Below are 19,254 nucleotides of genomic sequence, written 5' to 3'. Positions count from 1 at the left end.
AGCCTGCCGCCGCTGTCCCGGACGCCCATGGCCGGGCAGACGCGGCTTAGGCCGGCGCGGACGCCACCCCGGCCGCCAGGAACTTCCTGCCGTTGACCCGCTCCGAGGCCCCCACCCGGTCCAGGTACGGGGTGATGCCGCCAAGGAACATCGGCCAGCCGGCGCCGAGGATCATGCACAGGTCAATGTCCTCCGGACCGGCCACGACGCCCTCGGTGAGCATCAGCCCGATTTCCGCCGCCAGCGCATCCTGGGTGCGGCGCAGCACCTGCTCGGCAGTTGAGGGCTCGTTGCCGAACGTCATCAGCGCCAGGGATTCGGCCGGGATGAACGGTTTGCCGTCCGGGCCCTTCTCCGGTGTTCCATTCGGCGCGGCCCAGATGGACTTCACGCCGCTGTCGATCAGATTCTGCAGGTTCGCCGAGACGGTGAAGCGGTCAGGGAACGCCGCGTGCAGCGATTCCTGAACGTGCTGCGCGACCGGCAGGCCCACCATGGCGCCGAGGACGAACGGCGTCATCGGCAGCCCCATCGGGCGCAGCGCATTGTCCGCCACCTCGGCGGGCGTGCCCTCGTCGAAGGCCGCGGTCACTTCACCCATGAGGCGCAGCAGCAGGCGGTTGACCACGAACGCCGGGGCGTCCTTGACCAGCACGGCGGACTTTTTGAGCCCTTTGGCGAGCTCGAACGCGGTGGCCAGGACGGCGTCGTCGGTCTTCGGCGCACGCACAATTTCCAGCAGCGGCATCACGGCCACCGGGTTGAAGAAGTGGAAGCCGACCAGGCGCTCCGGGTGCTCGAGGTCTTCGGCCATCGCGGTGACGGACAGCGAGGACGTGTTCGTGGCGAGGATGCACTCGGGCGAAACGATCGCCTCGACCTCCTTGAAGACCTGCTTCTTGACGTTGAGCTCCTCGAAGACAGCCTCAATGACGAAATCGGCGTCGGCGAAGGCCTCCTTGGAAACCGAACCGGAAACCAGCGCCCGGGTCCGGTTGGCGGCGTCGGAGCTGATGCGTCCCTTCGCCAGCAGCTTGTCCACTTCGGCATGGACGTAGCCCACGCCCTTGTCCACGCGGGCCTGGTCGATATCCGTCATGACCACGGGTATCTTGAGCTGGCGGGCGAAGAGCAGGGCCAGCTGGCTCGCCATCAGCCCGGCGCCGACCACGCCGATCTTGGTCACCGGGCGGGCCAGCTTGCGGTCCGGGGCGCCGGCGGGGCGCTTGGAACGCCGCTGCACGAGATCCAGGAACGCGTAGACGGTGGAACGGAACTCGTCGGTCTGCATAAGATCCGCGAGCGTTGCGCATTCCAGCTCGGCGGACTGTGCCTGGCTCAGGGTGCGGTTGGCTTCCATAACGTCCAGGACCTTCGCCGGCGCCGGTGAGGCGTTGGAGGTCTTGGCTTCCACGAAGGCCCGTCCCCTGGCGACGGCGGCGGCCCAGCGGGCGGCGACCTCCGGTTCGGCGGGGTCGACGGCGTTGGCCCGTTCCGGCGTCACAGCGCCGGCAATGACCTTCGCGGCCCAGGCGACGGACTGCTCGACGAAGTCGGCGGGCTCGAACATCGCATCCGCCATGCCGAGCTTGAAGGCCTGCGGCCCGGTGAGGGTGCGGTTGTTGCTCAGCGGGTTCTCGATCATCACCTTGAGGGCGTTCTCGGGGCCGATGAGCCGCGGCAGGATGTACACCCCGCCCCAGCCCGGAACGAGGCCGATGAAGGCCTCGGGCAGGGCCAGCGCACCGGCCCCGGTGGAGACGGTGCGGTAGGTGGACTGCAGGGCGATCTCCAGCCCGCCGCCGAGGGCGAGGCCGTTGATGAAGGCGAAACTGGGGACGCCGAGGTTGGCGAGGGTGGCGTAGACTTCGTGGCCCAGCTGGGCCATCCAGAGCCCGTGTTCGCGGCCGCTGATGGACTTCACCGTGGACAGGTCCGCGCCGGCCACAAGGAAGTATGGCTTGCCGGTGACGCCGACGCCGGCGATCTCGCCGCGGGCGGCGCGTTCCTTCAGCCCTTCCAGGACGGTGCCGAGTTCCACCAGGGTGTTGGGACCCAGGGTGGTCGGCTTGGAGTGGTCCAGGCCGTTGTCCAGGGTCACCAGCGCGAAGGTGCCGGGGCTCTTCCCGCCTGCGGCGGGGAGCTGGATGTCCTGGACATAGGAGCGGGTCACCGTTTCGTTCGGAAAGAGGTCGGCAAGCTTGCGGAAATCTGCGGCGCTCATGCTGCGGCTCCAGTCTCGGTGGTGGTGGTCTCGGGGTAAGCGGTGCCGTAGCCGGCGTGGTGCGGGTTTTCCCAGATCACGGTGGCGCCCATGCCCAGGCCGATGCACATGGTGGTCATGCCGAAGCGGACGGCCGGGTCCTCCTCGAACTGGCGGGCCAGCTGGTTCATCAGCCGGACACCGGAGGAAGCCAGCGGATGCCCGACGGCGATCGCGCCGCCGTAGCGGTTGACCCGGGGGTCGTCGTCGGCGATGCCGAAGTGGTCCAGGAAGCTGAGGACCTGGACGGCGAAGGCCTCGTTGATTTCGAAGAGGCCGATGTCCTTGATGCCCAGGCCGGCGTTCTTGAGGGCCTTTTCGGTGGCGGGAACCGGTCCGATGCCCATGACTTCGGGCTCCACGCCGGCGAAGGCGTAGCTGACCAGGCGCATCTTGACCGGCAGGCCGAGCTCCTCGGCAGCGTCGGCGGAGGCCAGCAGGGCGGCGGTGGCGCCGTCGTTCAGGCCGGCAGCGTTGCCGGCGGTGACGCGGCCATGGGCACGGAACGGGGTTTTAAGGCCGGCGAGGTCCGCCACCGAGGTGCCGGGGCGCGGCGGCTCGTCCACGGTGTTGACGGTCCAGCCCTGGCCGGGCTTCATCGTGGCGACGGGCACCAGATCGGGCTGGATCCGGCCCTTCGCGTAGGCGGCGGCGAGCTTGTCCTGGGACGCGACCGCGTAGGCATCGGTGCGGTCCTTGGTGATGGCGGGGAAGCGGTCGTGCAGGTTTTCGGCGGTGTTGCCCATGTTCAGGGCGGCCGGGTCCACGATCCGTTCGGACACAAAGCGCGGGTTGGGATCCGCCCCGGCGCCCATCGGGTGGTTGCCCATGTGCTCCACGCCGCCGGCGATCACGACGTCGTAGGCGCCGAAGCCGATGCCGCTCGCCGTCGTGGTCACGGCGGTCATGGCGCCGGCGCACATCCGGTCGATCGCGAAGCCGGGCACCGTGCGGGGCAGCCCGGCCAGCAGGGCCGCGGTGCGGCCGATGGTCAGGCCCTGGTCGCCGGTCTGCGTGGTGGCGGCAATGGCCACCTCGTCGATGCGTTCCGCAGGCAGGGACGGGTTGCGGCGCATCAATTCGCGGATGCACTTGACCACGAGGTCATCGGCGCGGGTTCCGGCGTAGATGCCCTTCTCTCCTGCGCGGCCGAACGGGGTGCGGACACCGTCGACGAAAACGACGTCGCGCACGGCGCGGGAACCTGCCGCGCGGGAATTTGCGCTTCTGGGTTGTCCGCTGCTCGGGTTTCCGCTGCTGGGTTGGCCGCTTGGGCGATCTTGGCTCACGTGATACTCCTCATTGAGACATGGATGCCGGAGCCGCACCCGTGGCAGGAGGTGCCAAAGGGGCGGGAATCCGGGCGACATTAAGCAACATGTTACTCGTGAGTAACATAGCTGGCAAGGAGTGATGCGCCCGTGGCTTAGCGGACGCCGTCGGGCTCTGTCCCGGAAGCTGCCTGGGCTGCCTTGGCCGGCAGCGGCCGGGGGTTCAGGAAAGCCTCGGTGATGAGCGGCGCGGCGAGCTGGATCTGCCACTGGCGGGCGCCAAGGTTCTGGAGCTCCTCAGCGATGCCTTCCTCGCTCAGCTCGGCCGGCGGGCGCCAGGCGATCCGGCGGAGGTAGTCCGGCGTCAACAGATTCTCCAGCGGCATGTTGATCTCCTCGGCCTTGGCCTGAAGCAGGGGCCGGGCGGTGGCGAGCCTCGCGGCGGCATCCGGGTCCCGTTCCGCCCAGACCCGCGGCGGCGGGGGAGCATTGGTGGCCAGGTGCAGGGGAGGAAGGTCCTCGAGGGTCCGGGCCGCGCTGATGCAGCGCAGCCAGCGCGGTGCCTCGCGCTGGGCCGCGCGGCCGTGGAAGCCCTTGGTACCCAGCAGCTGCGGCACGGTGCCGGGCATGGCCTTCGCGGCGGCCACGAGGGCCGAGTCCGGGAGGAGCCGACCCGGGGCGACGTCGCGCTTCTGGGCGAGCGAGTCGCGTTCGACCCAGAGTTCGCGGACCGCAGCCAACTGGCGGCGGTCGCGGATCTGGTGCAGCCCGGAGGTCTTACGCCACGGGTCGACGCGCGGCGGCGCCTGCCCGGACTCGAGGAGGGCGGCGAACTCCTGGCCGGCGAAGTCCAGCTTGCCGTCGGCGGTGAGGAGCTCGATCAGTTCCTCGCGCAGCTCGGTCAGGACCTCCACGTCGAGGGCCGCGTAGCGCAGCCAGGGTTCCGGGAGCGGGCGGGTGGACCAGTCGGCGGCGGAGTGTTCCTTCGCCAGGCCGAAGCCCAGCAGCTGTTCGATCACGGCGGCGAGGCCAACGCGCGGCAGCCCGGCGAGGCGGGCGGCCAGCTCGGTGTCGAAGAGCTTGTCCGGCCACATGCCCAGTTCGGACAGGCAGGGCAGGTCCTGGCTGGCGGCATGCAGGATCCATTCGACGCCGCGCAGGGCGTCGTTGACGATCCGCAGGTCCTCGAACGGCTCCGGATCGATCAGCCAGGTGCCGGCGCCTTCGCGGCGGATCTGGACGAGGAAGGCGCGCTGGCCGTAGCGGAACCCCGAGGCACGTTCGGCGTCCACCCCCGCAGGACCGTGGCCTGCGGCCAGAGCCGCGGCGCACCGCTCCAGGCCGGACTGGGTTTCAATGACGAGCGGCACGCCGTCGCGGGGGGCATCGAGGTCGATGACCTCGGGGACCAGGCTGTCGAAGCCGTCCACCGCGATGTGGGCTGCGATATCAGGGGCCTCTGAAGCGCCTGGTCCAGCCTCTGTAGTGACGGGTATGGCGGCGGCCGTGGTGATTTCCGGAATGTGAGGGGTCATGATGGCTTCAGTTTACCGACAAGTGACCAGCACCCCGGCGTTGCAGGCCGCACACGGGCCAAAGCCGCGCCGGGTGGCAGGCTGCCCGGGCCCGATATCACGGCTGTCTGCGCCTGCGTGGAAGGGATGTGACGCCGTCGGGCAGCGGCGGAAGGCCCGCGAAGGTGCAGACCATGTCCGACCACGCCTCGAGATGCGAGGTGATGTCCGGGCTGGACGGGGTCCAGGACGCACGGAGTTCGATGTCGATCGAGTTGGGCCGTTCGGCGAGTGTGCCGAAGCTTTCGGAGAGCACCCGCGTCGCGGTGCCGCCGGCGGAACGGTAGGGGGCGGAGTGGTTTTCCAGGGCCTCGACGAGCCAGGCCCAGGCGACGGAGCCGAGCATTTCGTCGTTGCCCATCTCCGGCTCCAGCTGGGCGCGGATGTACGTGACGATCCGGAATTCGCCGTCCCACACGGCAGAGCCGTCGGGGTCGTGGAGGAGGATGAAGCGGCCGGTGGCCAGCTCGACGTCCTCGCTGCCGGACGCCGGCTCAAAAGCCGCGGAGGCCGGGCCATGGGCCGCCCGGGAACCCGCCGGACCGCCCGCGGCAATGACTTCGGCCCCGAGCGCCACGGCAAAGGGTGCCAGCCGGGCGGGCGCCGGAATCTCCTCCAGCCGCAGCTCGCCGCGGCACCGTGCCTGGCGAAGCGTTCCCAGGGCAAAGAGAAAATCTGCCGGAACCTGCTCGAGTGCGCTCACACTGGAAGATTATGCAACTCTTGCGCCCAAGTCCGGCAGGCTCGCCGCCGCCCGGCACAGTGGGTGCCGGGCGGCGGCGCGCGCCCAGGCAGCTGTGGTGCGGTGCTGCCTGCCGGAATTCAGGCGGCAGCGAGTTCGCGTTTGATCGCAGCGATGAAGGAATCGACGTCGTCGGGCGTGGTGTCGAAGGAGCACATCCAGCGCACCTCGCGGGTTGCCTCGTTCCAGTCGTAGAAACGGAAGGACGTGCGCAGCCGGTCCGCGACGCCCGCCGGCAGGACGGCGAAGACGCCGTTGGACTCGGTTTTCTGGCTCAGCTCGATGCCGTGGATGGACTCGACGCCGGCGCGCAGCCGGGCCGCCATGGCATTGGCGTGCGCGGCGGAGCGCAGCCACAGACCGCCGTCGAGCAGGGCGATGAACTGGGCGGACATGAACCGCATTTTGGAGGCCAGCTGCATGTTCATCTTGCGCAGGTAGATCAGGCCGTGCGCGGCTTCCGGGTTCAGCGCCACGACCACCTCGCCGAACAGCAGGCCGTTCTTGGTGCCGCCGAAGGAGAGGATGTCCACGCCGGCGTCGCGGGTGAAGGCCCGCAGCGGCACGTTCAGATGGGCCGCTGCGTTGGCCAGCCGGGCGCCGTCCATATGCAGCTTCATGCCCTTGGAGTGGACATGCTCCGCGATGGCGCGGACTTCCTCCGGGGTGTAGCAGGTGCCGAGTTCAGTGGTCTGGGTGATGGACACGGCCAGCGGCTGGGCGCGGTGCTCGTCGCCCCAGCCCCAGGCTTCCTTGTCGATCAGTTCAGGGGTGAGCTTGCCGTCCTCCGTGTGCACCTGGAGGAGCTTGATGCCGCCGATCCGCTCGGGGGCGCCGTTCTCGTCCATATTGATATGCGCAGTGGAGGCGCAGACCACCGCACCCCAGCGCGGCAGCAGGGACTGCAGCGAGAGCACGTTGGCGCCGGTGCCGTTGAAGACCGGGAAGCATTCGATGCCTACCCCGAAGTGCTCCTCCATCAGCTGCTGCAGCCGGGCGGTGTAGTCGTCCTCGCCGTAGGAAACCTGATGGCCTTCGTTGGCCGCGGCCAGGGCGGCCAGCACCTCGGGATGCACGCCGGAGTAGTTGTCCGAGGCGAAGCCCCGGACGGAGGGGTCATGGAGCCGCACCGCGGTGCTGGCAGGGGCAGTTTCAACGGTGCTGATCTCAACCGTGCTGGTCATCGCTTTGCTCACGCTTTCAGTGTAGACAGGTCAGTGTAGAGAGATCGGGCCTCAACGGCTAATTCCGGCGCGTCGGCTCAACGGCTGAGCGCCAGCCGCCGGCCGTTCAGCTCGGATGCCGGGGAGGTGAAGAGCCCGACGGCGGCGGCCGCCAGCTCTTCCACATCGGTGAAGCCGGGAAAGGTACGTTCGGGGGACTTCGCCCGCATGGCGGCATCCACGAGGGCCTTGACCACAAAGATCACAGCAGCGCTGTGCTGCTCCACCGGCCGGGCACTGCCGGGGCCGGCGGAACCGGACTGGCCCCGGCGGAACCCGTCGGCGACGGCCAGGGTCCAGGCCTCGGCCGCCGCCTTGGCCGCGACGTAGCTTGCGCCGCCCGCGGTGGGGCTGCCGACGGCGGTGGAGGAGACCATGGCGAAGCGGCCCGTGTCCGAGGCCGCGAGCTCGTCGTAGAAGACCCGGGTGACGTTCCGCAAGGTGGTGACGGCGCCGCGTTCCAGGAAGTCCCAGTCCGCGTCGCTCTGGTCCGTGATGCCCTTGGCGCCGCGCCAGCCGCCGACGAGGTGGACGACGCCGTCGACGGCCCCTGCCTCCGCGATGATCGTGGCGTGCAGCGAGCGGACGTCCGCCAGGGAGGCGAGGTCGCAGACCAGTGGAACGACCCCGCTGCCGGCCGCCGCCGCGGCGGCCCCGATCCGGGGTCCGTCCGAGCCGACAGTGAAGACCCTATGGCCGGCGTCGTGCAGGGCCCGCGCGGTGGCGACCCCGGACGGCCCGCTGCCGCCGGTGACCAGCACCGTCAGGGTGCGGCCGGCACTCATCCGGCGTTCATGGCGGTAGCTGCCGCCCCGGCGGCTGTGCCGGTGTCCGGGTTGGTGTCTGTGCCGGCGTCCGAGGACCCCGTGATGCCTGCCGTGGATTCGATGACCGGGCGCATCTTCTTTTCCAGTGCCTCGTAGAACATGGACAGCGGGAACTCGTCGTCGAGTACCTGGTCCGTGAGGCCGCGCGGCGGGCCGGCCAGGGGCAGCGCGCCGGGGCCCTTGGCCCAGACGGAGGCCGGGTTGGGCGTGACCGTGCCGGAGATCAGCTCGTAGGCGGCGAGCCAGTGGGCCATCTTGGGACGGTCGATCGAGCGCCAGTACAGCTCCTCGATCCGGGCGCCAAGGGCAACCACGACGTCGGCAGCCTCGTCCCAGTCGATGCTGAGCTTGCTGTCGGTCCAGTGCAGGACGTGGTGCTGGTGCATCCAGGCGAAGAGCAGCTGCCCGCCGAGACCGTCGTAGTTCCGGACGCGGCTGCCGGTAATGGCGAAACGGAAGATCCGGTCGAAGATGACGGCGTACTGGACCAGTTTGGCGTGCCGACGGGCCTCCGGATCAGCGTCCTCGTCCTTTTCGACTTTCACGGATTCGCGGAACGCGGTGAGGTCACAGCGCAGTTCCTCGAGGGAGTAGAGGAAAAACGGCATGCGCTGCTTGATCATAAAGGGGTCGAAGGGCAGATCGCCGCGCATGTGGGTGCGGTCATGGATGAGATCCCACATCACAAACGTTTCCTGGGTCAGCTCCTGGTCCTCGAGCAGGGCGGCGGCGTCCTCGGGCAGCTGCAGCGAGGTGATGTCCGCGGCGGCGCGCAGCACACGGCGGAAGCGGGCGGCCTCGCGGTCGGCGAAGATGGCACCCCAGGTGAAGGTGGGGGTTTCCCGGACGGCGACGGTTTCCGGGAACAATACCGCGGAGTTGGTGTTGTAGCCCGGAGTGAAGTCCAGGAAGCGGATCGGTACGAAGAGTTTGTTGGAGTATTCGCCCTCTTCCAGCCCGGCGATGAACTCCGGCCAGATGACCTCAATCAGCACGGCCTCGACCAGCCGGCTGCTGCTGCCGTTCTGCGTGTACATCGGAAAGACTACGAGGTGCTGCAGGCCGTTGACCCGGTGCTGCTGCGGCTGGAAGGCCTGCAGGGAGTCCAGGAAGTCAGGCACTCCGAAGCCGCCGTCGGCCCAGCTGCCGAAGTCGGCCACAAGGAGATCGAGGTAGCCCGCGTCGTGGGTGAAAGCGGGGGCCAGAGCCGTGATGGCGGCCGTGATGGCGCCGACATGCTCTGCGGCGGCCTCGTGGTTTGCAGCCTCCGGGACGGATCCGTCCTGGATCTGGAGGGCCTGCAGTGCGGTGGCGGCGCTCTTGAGCCGCAGCCAGTCCGGGGAGTTGGCGGTGATGGGGGCAGTGACGGTGGCGGTGATGGTGGCGGCGGGGGTGATAGCGGTGGTAGTCATCGGCTGCAGGCGCCTTTCTGATTGCGGGGAGCGTCGCTCGTCTGTAACTAAAGCGAGCGTAGCAAGCAATCAGGAATCCTAATGCAAAATTGCTTCGAGCATAAGAAAGACTGTGGCAAGTGGGTCAGCAGAGCGGTTCCAGCTACAGCGGTGGCGGCGCTGCCCGTCCGGCCTCAGGGACATGCCCCGCGCCGGGGCCGGCGATGGACATAGTGCCATTATGCCCAGTCCCGGGTGCGAAGAATGAGCATGTCCCGCTGGCCAGGACACCGGCCCGAAGGGACATGCCCCGCGCCGGGGCCGGCGGATGGGCATAGTGTCATTGTGCCCGGTCCCGGGTGCGAAGAATGAGCATGTCCCCCGTTGCCCCGTCCGGCTACTTGCCGGCGTCGTCCGCTGAAACCAGCTTCAACGAGACTGAATTGATGCAATAGCGCTGGTCCGTGGGGGTGCCAAATCCTTCGCCGTCGAACACATGGCCTAGGTGGGAATCGCAGGTGGCGCATCGGACCTCGACGCGTTCCATGCCCAGGGCGCGGTCATGGATGTAGCGGACGGTGCCTTCCGCGAGCGGCGCCCAGAACGAGGGCCAGCCGCAGTGCGAATCGAACTTCTCGTTGCTCGTGAACAGTTCCGTCCCGCAGGCCCGGCACTGGTAGACGCCCGCGGTGTGGCTGTCCCAGTACTCGCCGGTATACGGTCGCTCGGTCCCGGCCTGGCGGAGGACGCGGTACTCCTCCGGCGTCAGTTCATCGCGCCACTGCGCATCGGACTTATCCACGGGCGCATTTTCAGCCGGGCCGGCGGCCGTGGACGTGTTTTCTGAGGTGTTATCGAGGGTGCTCATAGCCTGAGTAACGCTCAGGAGTCCCCGATAAATCCCGATCCGGCGTACAGATGCAGCACAGGAAGGCCCAGCTGGTCCTGTGCCTTGTTGGCCCAGTCAGTGTGGAGCGTATCCGCGACGGCGTGCGGGCGGGTAATTACCACAGCCTGTCCGGCGCCCAACTCCTTGACCTTGGCGACGAGGCTGTCCACGGCCTTGCCTTCGACGATTTCGCCGGTGACGCCGCCGCCCAGCCCGGCCAGGGCCGTGAGCGAGGTTGCCAGCGTTTCGGCGGCTTCGGCCCGTTCCCCGGCGGGATCGGACCGCGACGTCAATTCACGGAAGGCCTTGGCGATCTCCAGCAGGGAGAGGTTCTCCAGGAAATCGACCAGCAGGTGCCGCTCGGTATTCGCCGGAACCAGGACCACCAGCGGAGTATCACCGCCGGCAACCAGGGTTTCAATGTTGACGCGGTCATCCGCGCCGAGGGGCTCTTCTGTCAAAATGACGATTGGATCACTCATGCCCCCAGCCTAGCCCCGCGCCGTTGGCCCCGCACAAAATGTGCCGTCGAGTGCTCCAAACGCGCCCTTTTGGGCGGTCTTACGGGCAGTTGCGGAGCACTCGATGGTGCGGGAGGGGCCCCGTTCTAAGTCACGGACGCCGCGCGGATGCGGCCGGGAGCCGCGGGGTCGGTAAGAATGGTGCCATGGCTTCCTCCCTGCGCCTCCTGCCCGCCCCGCACCGGATCTCCACCGCCCAAGCAAAGGCTGCGGCCACTCTCCCGGCCCCCGCGGGCGAAGTTTCGCTGCCGGGCAGCGCCAAGTGGGCGGTGGGCGGCATCATCGGCGGGAGCGTTGCGGCAGGACTGCTCGCCGCCGGCTCCTCAGCCCTGGCCCTGTATTTCGCCCGCCGTGTAATCACCCCCGCCCGGGTCCGCGAAGAGGACCAGGAGATCCTTGCGGTGATCCGTGACGCGCATGGGCTGCAGGTCATCATGGCGGCCACCCCCGAGACCACGGTGGAGGGCACTTACGGTTTCCTGTTCGACGGCGGCCGGGGCCACGCGAGGATCGGCAGGATCGTGTCCTACTCACCGGCCGAGCGCACCGTGCAGCGCGACGTCGAGGCCGTCTACAGCGGGGATCTTGCCACGGCGCGGCGCGGCATGTGGACCGGCACGACCCACCCGGATCCCGCCAGCATCGGACTCCCCTCCGAAGAGGTCCTGATCGAGGTCGACGGCGGGACCGCGCCTGCGTGGCTGATCCCGGCGGCACCGGCGGCGGACATCTGGGCGATCATGGTGCACGGGCGCGGTGCCACCCGGCAGGAGGCGCTGCGGGCGGTCCGGACGGCGCGGGAACTGGGCATGTCCAGCCTGCTGATTTCCTACCGCAACGACGGACAGGCGCCCTCGGCGCAGGACGGCCGCTACGGCCTCGGTTCCACCGAATGGCGCGACGTTGAGGCTGCCATCGGCTATGCCCTGGGACAGGGTGCCCGCGAAGTGGTGCTCTTCGGCTGGTCCATGGGCGGTGCGATCTGCCTCCAAACCGCCGACCTCTCCCGCTACCACCACCTGATCCGGGCCATGGTGCTCGACGCGCCGGTGATCAACTGGGTCAATGTGCTGGCGCACCACGCGGAGCTCAACCGGATCCCCTCGGCCGTTGGCCGATACGGGCAGCTGATGATGGGCCACAGGCTGGGCCGTCGGCTGACCGGCCTCGCCGCCCCGGTGGACCTCAAAGCCATGGACTGGGTCTCCCGGGCGGTGGAACTGCGCACGCCGACCCTGATCATCCACAGCGTCGACGACGAATACGTCCCTTACGGCCCGTCCGCGGCGCTGGCCGAAAAGAACCCGGAGATGGTGAGCTTCGAGACGTTCAGCCGGGCCCGGCATACCAAGGAATGGAACGTGGACCCGGAGCGCTGGGAGCGGCTGGTGATGGCCTGGCTGCGGCAGCAGCTTGCGCCGCGGGCTAACCCGGGCCAGCCCACTCCGGGGCAGGCCTGACCACGCCGGAACTGGCCTGACCGCGCTGGATCGGGCCTGGCCGGAACGGGCCTGGCCGCGTAGGCCATCCCGGCGGGGGCGCAACCCGGCGATCGTCAGCTCCGGCGGGTGCCGATGCGTGCCGTTTTGGCCCCGGTGAGACGGATCAGCTCGGCCGGGCTCAGCTCGATGTCCAGGCCGCGACGGCCGCCCGAGACCAGGATCGTGGCCAGGCCCAGGGCGCTCTCATCCACGACGGTGGGGGAGGGCTGCCGCTGGCCCAGCGGCGAGATGCCGCCGAGGACATAGCCGGTCCGGCGTTCGGCTGCGGCCGGATCAGCCATCGAGGCCCTTTTGCCCGCCATCGCCGCCGCCATCGCCTTGAGATCCAGATTTCCGCTCACCGGCACGACGCCGACGGCGAGCTTGCCGTCGACGTCGACCATCAAGGTCTTGAACACCCGGGCGGGGTCAATCCCCAGGACCTCAGCGGCTTCCAAGCCGTAGCTGGCCGCCGCGGGATCATGACTATAAGGGTGCGGGACAAAGAAAACCCCGGCCGCGGCGAGTGCCGCGGTGGCCGGAGTTCCCTGTGACGCGTGCTTGCGGGCCAAGTGGGCGCCCAGGGTCAGGCATGCTGCGGGAGCGCAGCAACCTTGCGCTTGATCCGGCCCAGCATCGCCGACATTCCGCGCATCCGCAGGGGAGTGATGGCGCGGGTGAGGCCCAGCAGCTCGGGCATATCGTCCGGGACGGCCAGGATCTCCGCCGGGCTCAAGCCGTCGAGGCCCTCGTGCAGCACGCTGGCGAAGCCCCGCGTGGTCGGCGCCTCGGGCGGCGCCTTGAAGAAGATCCGGACGCGGTCCGGCGCGCCGCCGTCGTGCTGCTCCGTCTCAATCGTGAGGAACAGCGGCGACTGGCACTCGACCACCTGCTCCATCAGCTCCGGGTGGTTCTTGAGCCGGTCGGGGAGCTCCGGAAGCTCTCGGGAGAAGTCCAGCAGCAGCTGCAGCCGGTCCGGCTCGGTGAGGGCCTGGAAGTCATCAACAATTTCCGCGAGTGCGGTGGGGAGGGCAGGAGTATTCATCCGTTCCAGCTTACGCAGGCGCAGCCATTGTGTCCTGCTCCCGGCTGCTGCGCCCGCAACTTTGCCCGCTGCCGTGCCGGCGACCTGGCCGGCGACTTACCCGGCCACATTGGGGGCTATTAGGCGGCCGGTACTGTTCCGCGTTGTGTGCCCTTGGTGATCGGGACGCGCACGGCGTTGCCCCATTCGGTCCAGGACCCGTCGTAGTTGCGGACTGTGTCGAAGCCAAGCAGGTACTTGAGCGCGAACCAGGTGTGGCTGGAACGCTCGCCGATGCGGCAGTAGGCCACGACGTCGTCGCCTTCCTGCAGGCCTGCCTCGCCGAGATAGAGTGCCTCGAGCTCGGGACGGTTGCGGTAGGTGCCGTCTTCGGCGGCCGCGCGGGCCCACGGAATGGACGCCGCCGTGGGGATATGGCCGCCGCGCAGGGCGCCTTCCTCCGGGTAGGCGGGCATGTGGGTGCGCTGGCCCGTGTACTCCTCGGCGGAGCGGACGTCGATCAGCGGCTTGCCGAAGTGGGCCAGGACATCGTCCTTGAAGGCCCGGATCGGGGCGTCGTTGCGCTCGACGACCGGGTACTCGGAGAGCGTGGTGACAGTCTTGTCGGTGGTGAGGGACCGGCCTTCGGCAATCCACTTGTCGCGGCCGCCGTCGAGCAGCCGGACGTCGTCGTGGCCGAACAGCGTGAAGACCCAGAGGGCGTACGCTGCCCACCAGTTGGACTTGTCACCGTAGATGACCACGGTGCTGTCACGGGAGATGCCCTTGGCCGCAGCGAGGGCGGCGAAGGCAGCGCCGTCGACGTAGTCGCGGGTGACCTCGTCGTTCAGGTCCGTGTGCCAGTCGATCTTGACCGCTCCCGGAATGTGGCCCGTCTCGTAGAGCAGCACGTCCTCGTCGGATTCCACCACCACCAGCTTGCCGCCCTCGGGCTTTCCGGCTTCGAGGGCGCCGCCGTCGGGCTTTCCGTCTTCGAGGGCGCCGGCTTCGATGGCCGCCGCCAGCCAATCGGTGGAGACCAGCCGCCCGGGGTGGGCGTAGGCGGCGAACTTTTCGTTCTGCTCAACGGGGTAGGGCATGGCGATGGCCTTTCACTGAAACGGTCAGGAGGCCGGGCCGCGGAAGGATCGATCACGGCGCCGGGTCTGCTACAACACTAGCCACGCCCCGGCGGGATTGCGCCACCGGGTTAACACTCGGAAATATGTCCTTTATCACCTGACGCTCCCCGCCGGGCAGCGGGAGACCGGCAGCTCCCGCGATGCCGGTATTCTGGCTGGGGACAAGTGACCAGCAGAACGGACCACCTTGGTACAAATCGAACAGCTCGCCGCCCGCACCCCGGCAATTTCCGTGGATGAACTCCTCAAGGGTTTCTATCCGTCGCCGCGCTTCGGCGAGGTCTCGTTTTCCAGCTACCGCCCGGATCCGTCCCAGCCCAGCCAGACCGCCGCCGTCCGGGCGCTGGAAGGCTTCGCGGCAGGCGTGGGCGCCCGTGACGGCGACGGGCTCTTCAAACGTCTCTTCGGCAAGAAGGACACCTCGCGCGCCGGGATCTACCTCGACGGCGGCTTCGGCGTGGGAAAGACCCACCTGCTCGCCTCGCTCTGGCATGCAGCCCCGGGGCCCAAGGCCTTCGGGACCTTTGTGGAATACACCAATTTGGTCGGCGCGCTGTCCTTCCGCAAGACGGTGGAGGCCCTGAGCCACTACAAGCTGGTGTGCATCGACGAATTCGAGCTCGACGATCCGGGCGACACCGTGCTGATGTCCCGGCTCATGCGGGAACTGGCCGACGCCGGCGTCAAGCTGGCGGCCACGTCCAACACCCTGCCGGGTTCCCTGGGTGACGGACGCTTTGCCGCCGTGGACTTCGCCCGGGAGATCCAGGTGCTTGCGGACCAGTTTGACGTCGTCCGGATCGACGGCGAGGACTTCCGCCACCGCGGGCTGCCCGCGGCGCCGCTGCCGCTGGCCAACGAGGACCTGGCCCGCCACATGCAGGCCGAGTTCCACGGCAAGACGGTGGCGCGCGATGAGTTCAGCACCCTGATCGACCACCTGGCCGGCGTCCACCCGAGCCGCTATCGCCAGCTCCTCGACGGCATCGAGGGCGTGGTGTGGAAAAACGTCCACACCATCACCGAACAGGCCGTGGCGTTGCGGTTCGTGGTGCTCGCCGACCGGCTGTACGACAAGGACGTGCCGATCCTGGCCAGCGGCGTGCCGTTCGACCAGCTCTTCACCGAGGAAATGATGACCGGCGGGTACATGAAGAAGTATTTCCGGGCCGTGTCGAGGCTCACCGCCCTGGCCCGCGAGGGACAGAACCACGAGCCCTCCTAACCCCTAGAGGCAACGCGGGGTCACATAGGGCCCATCCTGACGTGCCGGATGGGCCCTATGTGACCCCGCGTTTTTTGCTTATGTGGTGTTAAACGCCGGAGGTGCCGGCGCCGCCTCCCGGCGGGACCGACACCTCACTGACGTATCTGGGTCAGAGGCCCTGCTGCCGGGGATCCCCGGCAACGGGTGGCTCACCGGCAACGGGTGGCTTACCGGCGTCGGGAGTCTCCTCAGCGACGGGTGCCGCGTTCGGCTGCCCGTTCGCCTTGGCCACGAAGTCGGAAGCGCCCCGCTGAACGGAATCGATCTTGTCGGCGTGCTTTCCGCCGGTCTTCGAGTCGACGAAATCGCCGGCTTTCTCGATGCCGTTCTTGATGGCTTGTTCGTTGCCACCAATAAGTTGCTGAGCCTTGCCCTTTAGATCGTCAAGTAAACCCACGGGCACCTCCCTTCGGTCGCGGAGCCAGATCGCTCCTAGCGCTTTCGATCTTATCCGGCGGTAGCGGAGGTGCCAAGGGTGTACGCCCACAGGGTAATCGGCGCAGGTCGGTCGTGCGCAGCAGGAAGGCCAAGGCAAAAGGACACAAAAAAAGCAGCTCACGGGGAGCTGCTTGATGTGGTGGGCGATACTGGGATCGAACCAGTGACCTCTTCCGTGTCAGGGAAGCGCGCTACCGCTGCGCCAATCGCCCGCAACCGGAACGTTCCGGTGTTGAGTTGTGCTGAGGAGAGCGGACGACGAGATTCGAACTCGCGACATCCACCTTGGCAAGGTGGTGCTCTACCAGCTGAGCTACGTCCGCATTTTAGTCCCTGCCGGCGAGGACCGGCCGAACTGGATCAAGCAAGTCTCCTTGCTGTGGTGGGCGATACTGGGATCGAACCAGTGACCTCTTCCGTGTCAGGGAAGCGCGCTACCGCTGCGCCAATCGCCCCTTGTAACCGATCGGAACCGGAAACCAGGGTATTCACCGAGGTGGGTACGGGATTCGAACCCGTGTGAACGGCTTTGCAGGCCGCTGCCTCGCCTCTCGGCCAACCCACCGTGTAGATAGGACTCCGAAGAACCTTACCGTGACAGTCTCCTGCGAGCGGACGACGAGATTCGAACTCGCGACATCCACCTTGGCAAGGTGGTGCTCTACCAGCTGAGCTACGTCCGCAATATTGTTTGCAATTCCCCGCCGCAATCGGCATTTCCTCGCGTTCCAACGAATAAGAACTCTATAGGACGTTCAGGGATCTTTCAAATCGGGAAGACGCCACGGGCGGCGAATGCCCGTGCTTCCTTGAATTCTAGGGGATTTTTCTAATTACACGAGTGTAATTCAAGGAGCTCCGCCGGGTGCTTTGGGCGGTCGGCGGAAGTACGACGACGGGTCCCGCAGCGACGCATTCGGGCAGACTCGGGCCTGATTTCTAAAATCCGCCAGGGTGGGCTAGCATTCAATGGCATTGGGGCGATTGGCGCAGTGGTAGCGCGCTTCGTTCACACCGAAGAGGTCACTGGTTCGAACCCAGTATCGCCCACCCCAGTAGATGGTCCGTTCCGCTCACCGAGTGGGGCGGACCATTTTATTTTTACGCGCGTTCTTGGCCTCATACTGTTTCGGCCCCTTATTGTCCCGGCCTCTTGTTGTGGCCTCTTGTTGTGGCACCGCCGTGCTTCCACCGTCCGACCCCCGTGAAAGAGTCTCTTCCATGACCGCTCCACTACTCGCCCACGCCACGGAATACGGCCGGATGTATGCCCGCTCCACATCCGAGCAGTTCTCCGCCCCTTCCATCACCAACGTTATCGGCCAGCAGCCCCATGGCCTGGACGGCTGGTTCGGGTACATGGGAGCTAACAGCCTCGCCCAGGACCCCACTCTGCCGGGCATCCTTGGCAGCCCCGCGAAGGTACGCCAGGCCGTAAGCCGCGCCGCCAAGGCAGCAGAAACGTATCGGGACGATGCCGCGAAGCGCGGGGACAGGGTCCACAACTACTGCGAGCAGGTGGCCCTTCGCGCCCTCGGGCGCCCGCACGAGATGAAGGAAACCCGCGAGGCCCTGTCCGCCAATGGCGAGGAGGCGTTCGCCGCCCGCTTCGACGAATGGTGGGAGCTGTTCCAGGTGGAGCCGGTGGCGCCAGAGATCACGGTATGGAACAAGACTGTTGGCTACGCCGGCACCCTGGACCTCGTGGCCAAGATCAACGGCCGCATCTGCCTTATCGATTACAAGACCAAGGGCACCAGCCGCGACGGCACCATCAAGGCGCTCGACGACAAAGTGGTGATGCAGCTCGTGGCGGGCATGAAGGCCGAGGAAAGCCTGGTGGATCCGGTGGCCGGAGAGTGGGAGTCCTGGAAGTACGGCGAATCCCCGATCCTGTTGGCCGTCGCCGTCGGGGAGACGGAAGTCCGCCCATTGCGTGCCAACCCCGACGTCCTCAAGCACCACTGGTGGAAGTTTTGCGCGCTGCGGCGGGTGTGGGAAACGTCCGCGGACACCGCAACTGCCGGAGCGGCGCTGCTGCCACTGGCACCGCCGCCCGCCCGCTGAGCCCGAAGTTGGCCCAAGGTCGCCAGGACCGGTCACGACGCCGACGCGATCAGCGCTGATAGCGTGGGCGCCGCGCAGGCAGCGGCCGGGTCACGTGGATCCTGTCAGTCACGCCGGTGTGTTGAGATCTGTGGGCCGGAAGTAGTGGTTTCGGTGGGGTTTTTGTCCGGGGTCAAGGTGTGGGGGCGGGATGAACCAGGGGATGCCGGTGCGGATCTGGATGGTCCATTGTTCTTTATGGATGATGTGGTGGTGGTGGGCGCAGAGCAGTACGCTATTCTCTGTTCCGGTGGTTCCGCCGTGGGACCAGTAGGTGATGTGGTGGGCTTCGCACCAGGGGGCGGGGATGGTGCAGCCGGGGAAGGCGCAGCCCTGGTCGCGGGCGGTGATGGCTTTGCGGATGTGGGGCGGGAAGATTCTCGAGGCTCTCCCGATGTCCAGGATCCGGCCTTCCCCGCCGAGCAGGACCGGGATGATATCCGCGTCACAGGCGATTTTCCGTGCCGTGGAGGCGGTGATGGGTCCGGTGAAGGGCAGGGTTCCGGTGTGTTCTGCGGTGTGTTCCGTGGGCCGGCCGGGGGAGGTGGGGCCGTAGGAGGCGGGGCCGGCGAAGGTGGTTTGCAGATCGGCCTTGCCGTCGTCGTCGCCGTTGCCGTTGTTGTCGGTGGTTGCGAGCCGGGCCAGCAGGTCCCGGTAGTCGATGGTGACCATGACCTGTGGGCGGAGTCCGCCGGCGGCGGGCAGTGAGCCGGTGGCGAGGGCAACTTTGCAGGCGCCGACGAGGCCGTCGAGGAGCTTCTGTGCCCGTGAGCGGAGGTCCAGGCACGCCGTGCCGGGGTCATTCTCCGGGGTGCCGGCGGCGGGTGCCACCCCGGCGGACGCCCAAATACCCGTGGGCGTTGACAGCCCGGCCGCGCCGGACACGGTAGCCGGTACCGCGGCGGCGCGGCTCTCCGCTGCGGCAAGCCCTGAACCGGACCCCGCACCGGCTGGCGAACCTGAACCGGGGCCGGAACCTGCACCGGGGCCGGAATCCGCACCGGGGCCGGAATCCGAACCGGCTGGCTGGGCCCCGGATGTCTGGGTGGCGCCGGTGCGGGGGTTCGTGGCGGTGTTCATGACTGTGAGGAGGTG

At 67.8% G+C, this 19,254-nt stretch carries 17 protein-coding genes and 6 tRNA genes; 4 read left to right on the top strand and 19 right to left on the bottom strand.

What is annotated here, in order from left to right:
- Nucleotides 1–46: 46 nt before the first annotated feature.
- From RCH07_RS06260 to RCH07_RS06220, 9 genes are all read right to left on the bottom strand, one after another.
- Complete coding sequence (locus tag RCH07_RS06260; protein ID WP_326966612.1) at nucleotides 47–2,224, bottom strand: 3-hydroxyacyl-CoA dehydrogenase NAD-binding domain-containing protein; 2,178 nt, start codon at nucleotides 2,222–2,224, stop codon at nucleotides 47–49.
- On the bottom strand, nucleotides 2,221–3,456 hold the full coding sequence (locus tag RCH07_RS06255) for a thiolase family protein (protein WP_326966611.1): 1,236 nt from the start codon (nucleotides 3,454–3,456) through the stop codon (nucleotides 2,221–2,223). Before RCH07_RS06255 ends, RCH07_RS06260 begins: the two co-directional genes overlap by 4 nt.
- A 233-nt stretch (nucleotides 3,457–3,689) precedes the next feature.
- Nucleotides 3,690–5,069 (bottom strand): HRDC domain-containing protein, encoded by a 1,380-nt coding sequence (locus RCH07_RS06250; RefSeq protein WP_326966610.1) that lies wholly within the window; start codon nucleotides 5,067–5,069, stop codon nucleotides 3,690–3,692.
- 97 nt (nucleotides 5,070–5,166) lie between these two features.
- Nucleotides 5,167–5,811 (bottom strand): DUF3000 domain-containing protein, encoded by a 645-nt coding sequence (locus RCH07_RS06245; RefSeq protein ID WP_326966609.1) that lies wholly within the window; start codon nucleotides 5,809–5,811, stop codon nucleotides 5,167–5,169.
- A gap of 119 nt (nucleotides 5,812–5,930) precedes the next feature.
- Complete coding sequence (locus RCH07_RS06240; protein ID WP_326966676.1) at nucleotides 5,931–7,034, bottom strand: threonine aldolase family protein; 1,104 nt, start codon at nucleotides 7,032–7,034, stop codon at nucleotides 5,931–5,933.
- 77 nt (nucleotides 7,035–7,111) lie between these two features.
- On the bottom strand, nucleotides 7,112–7,858 hold the full coding sequence (locus RCH07_RS06235) for an SDR family oxidoreductase (protein ID WP_326966608.1): 747 nt from the start codon (nucleotides 7,856–7,858) through the stop codon (nucleotides 7,112–7,114).
- The gene (locus RCH07_RS06230; RefSeq protein WP_326966607.1) at nucleotides 7,855–9,312 is read right to left on the bottom strand and encodes a DUF6421 family protein; all 1,458 of its coding nucleotides are present in this window, start codon (nucleotides 9,310–9,312) and stop codon (nucleotides 7,855–7,857) included. The genes RCH07_RS06235 and RCH07_RS06230 overlap by 4 nt, the downstream gene beginning before the upstream one ends.
- A gap of 376 nt (nucleotides 9,313–9,688) precedes the next feature.
- Nucleotides 9,689–10,159, bottom strand: coding sequence for a peptide-methionine (R)-S-oxide reductase MsrB (gene msrB, locus RCH07_RS06225; RefSeq protein WP_326966606.1), 471 nt, complete (start codon nucleotides 10,157–10,159; stop codon nucleotides 9,689–9,691).
- Nucleotides 10,160–10,173: 14 nt separating this feature from the next.
- A complete protein-coding gene (locus RCH07_RS06220; RefSeq protein ID WP_326966605.1) occupies nucleotides 10,174–10,662 on the bottom strand; it encodes a hypothetical protein in 489 nt (162 codons plus the stop codon).
- A gap of 185 nt (nucleotides 10,663–10,847) precedes the next feature.
- Here RCH07_RS06220 and RCH07_RS06215 point away from each other — a divergent pair, with 185 nt between their 5' ends.
- Nucleotides 10,848–12,161 carry an alpha/beta hydrolase family protein gene (locus tag RCH07_RS06215; RefSeq protein WP_326966604.1) on the top strand — a complete coding sequence of 438 codons (1,314 nt, stop codon included), beginning with the start codon at nucleotides 10,848–10,850 and terminating at the stop codon, nucleotides 12,159–12,161.
- Between the two features lie 95 nt (nucleotides 12,162–12,256).
- Here RCH07_RS06215 and ybaK read toward each other — a convergent pair whose 3' ends face one another.
- The 3 genes from ybaK to RCH07_RS06200 all read right to left on the bottom strand — a co-directional run bounded on the left by ybaK (nucleotide 12,257) and on the right by RCH07_RS06200 (nucleotide 14,306).
- Entirely contained in the window at nucleotides 12,257–12,754 is a 498-nt protein-coding gene (gene ybaK / locus RCH07_RS06210) for a Cys-tRNA(Pro) deacylase (RefSeq protein WP_326966603.1), read from the bottom strand.
- 14 nt (nucleotides 12,755–12,768) lie between these two features.
- A complete protein-coding gene (locus tag RCH07_RS06205) occupies nucleotides 12,769–13,227 on the bottom strand; it encodes a SufE family protein (RefSeq protein ID WP_326966602.1) in 459 nt (152 codons plus the stop codon).
- A gap of 119 nt (nucleotides 13,228–13,346) precedes the next feature.
- On the bottom strand, nucleotides 13,347–14,306 hold the full coding sequence (locus RCH07_RS06200) for a sulfurtransferase (RefSeq protein ID WP_326966601.1): 960 nt from the start codon (nucleotides 14,304–14,306) through the stop codon (nucleotides 13,347–13,349).
- A gap of 229 nt (nucleotides 14,307–14,535) precedes the next feature.
- On the opposite strand from RCH07_RS06200, the gene zapE reads away from it, so the two are divergent.
- Nucleotides 14,536–15,573, top strand: coding sequence for a cell division protein ZapE (gene zapE / locus RCH07_RS06195; protein ID WP_326966600.1), 1,038 nt, complete (start codon nucleotides 14,536–14,538; stop codon nucleotides 15,571–15,573).
- A 151-nt stretch (nucleotides 15,574–15,724) separates the two neighbouring features.
- Here zapE and RCH07_RS06190 read toward each other — a convergent pair whose 3' ends face one another.
- The 6 genes from RCH07_RS06190 to RCH07_RS06165 all read right to left on the bottom strand — a co-directional run bounded on the left by RCH07_RS06190 (nucleotide 15,725) and on the right by RCH07_RS06165 (nucleotide 16,736).
- Nucleotides 15,725–16,012, bottom strand: coding sequence for an antitoxin (locus RCH07_RS06190; RefSeq protein ID WP_326966599.1), 288 nt, complete (start codon nucleotides 16,010–16,012; stop codon nucleotides 15,725–15,727).
- Between the two features lie 178 nt (nucleotides 16,013–16,190).
- A tRNA-Val gene (locus tag RCH07_RS06185) sits at nucleotides 16,191–16,265 on the bottom strand.
- Between the two features lie 38 nt (nucleotides 16,266–16,303).
- A tRNA-Gly gene (locus tag RCH07_RS06180) sits at nucleotides 16,304–16,376 on the bottom strand.
- Nucleotides 16,377–16,433: 57 nt separating this feature from the next.
- Nucleotides 16,434–16,508 (bottom strand) — tRNA-Val (locus tag RCH07_RS06175).
- A gap of 39 nt (nucleotides 16,509–16,547) precedes the next feature.
- Nucleotides 16,548–16,618: transfer RNA gene (locus tag RCH07_RS06170), tRNA-Cys, on the bottom strand.
- 45 nt (nucleotides 16,619–16,663) lie between these two features.
- Nucleotides 16,664–16,736 (bottom strand) — tRNA-Gly (locus RCH07_RS06165).
- Between the two features lie 295 nt (nucleotides 16,737–17,031).
- Here RCH07_RS06165 and RCH07_RS06160 point away from each other — a divergent pair.
- Together RCH07_RS06160 and RCH07_RS06155 are read left to right on the top strand one after the other, a co-directional pair.
- Nucleotides 17,032–17,103 (top strand) — tRNA-Val (locus tag RCH07_RS06160).
- A 171-nt stretch (nucleotides 17,104–17,274) separates the two neighbouring features.
- Nucleotides 17,275–18,120 carry a cytochrome gene (locus RCH07_RS06155; protein WP_326966598.1) on the top strand — a complete coding sequence of 282 codons (846 nt, stop codon included), beginning with the start codon at nucleotides 17,275–17,277 and terminating at the stop codon, nucleotides 18,118–18,120.
- Between the two features lie 108 nt (nucleotides 18,121–18,228).
- Here the strand turns inward: RCH07_RS06155 and RCH07_RS06150 are convergent.
- A partial coding sequence (locus RCH07_RS06150) for an HNH endonuclease signature motif containing protein (protein WP_326966597.1) occupies nucleotides 18,229–19,254 on the bottom strand: 1,026 nt, incomplete at its 5' end.

The organism is Arthrobacter sp. CG_A4, from assembly GCF_035985125.1.
Lineage (GTDB): Bacteria > Actinomycetota > Actinomycetes > Actinomycetales > Micrococcaceae > Arthrobacter.
This window is presented reverse-complemented; position numbering and strand designations above follow the sequence as displayed.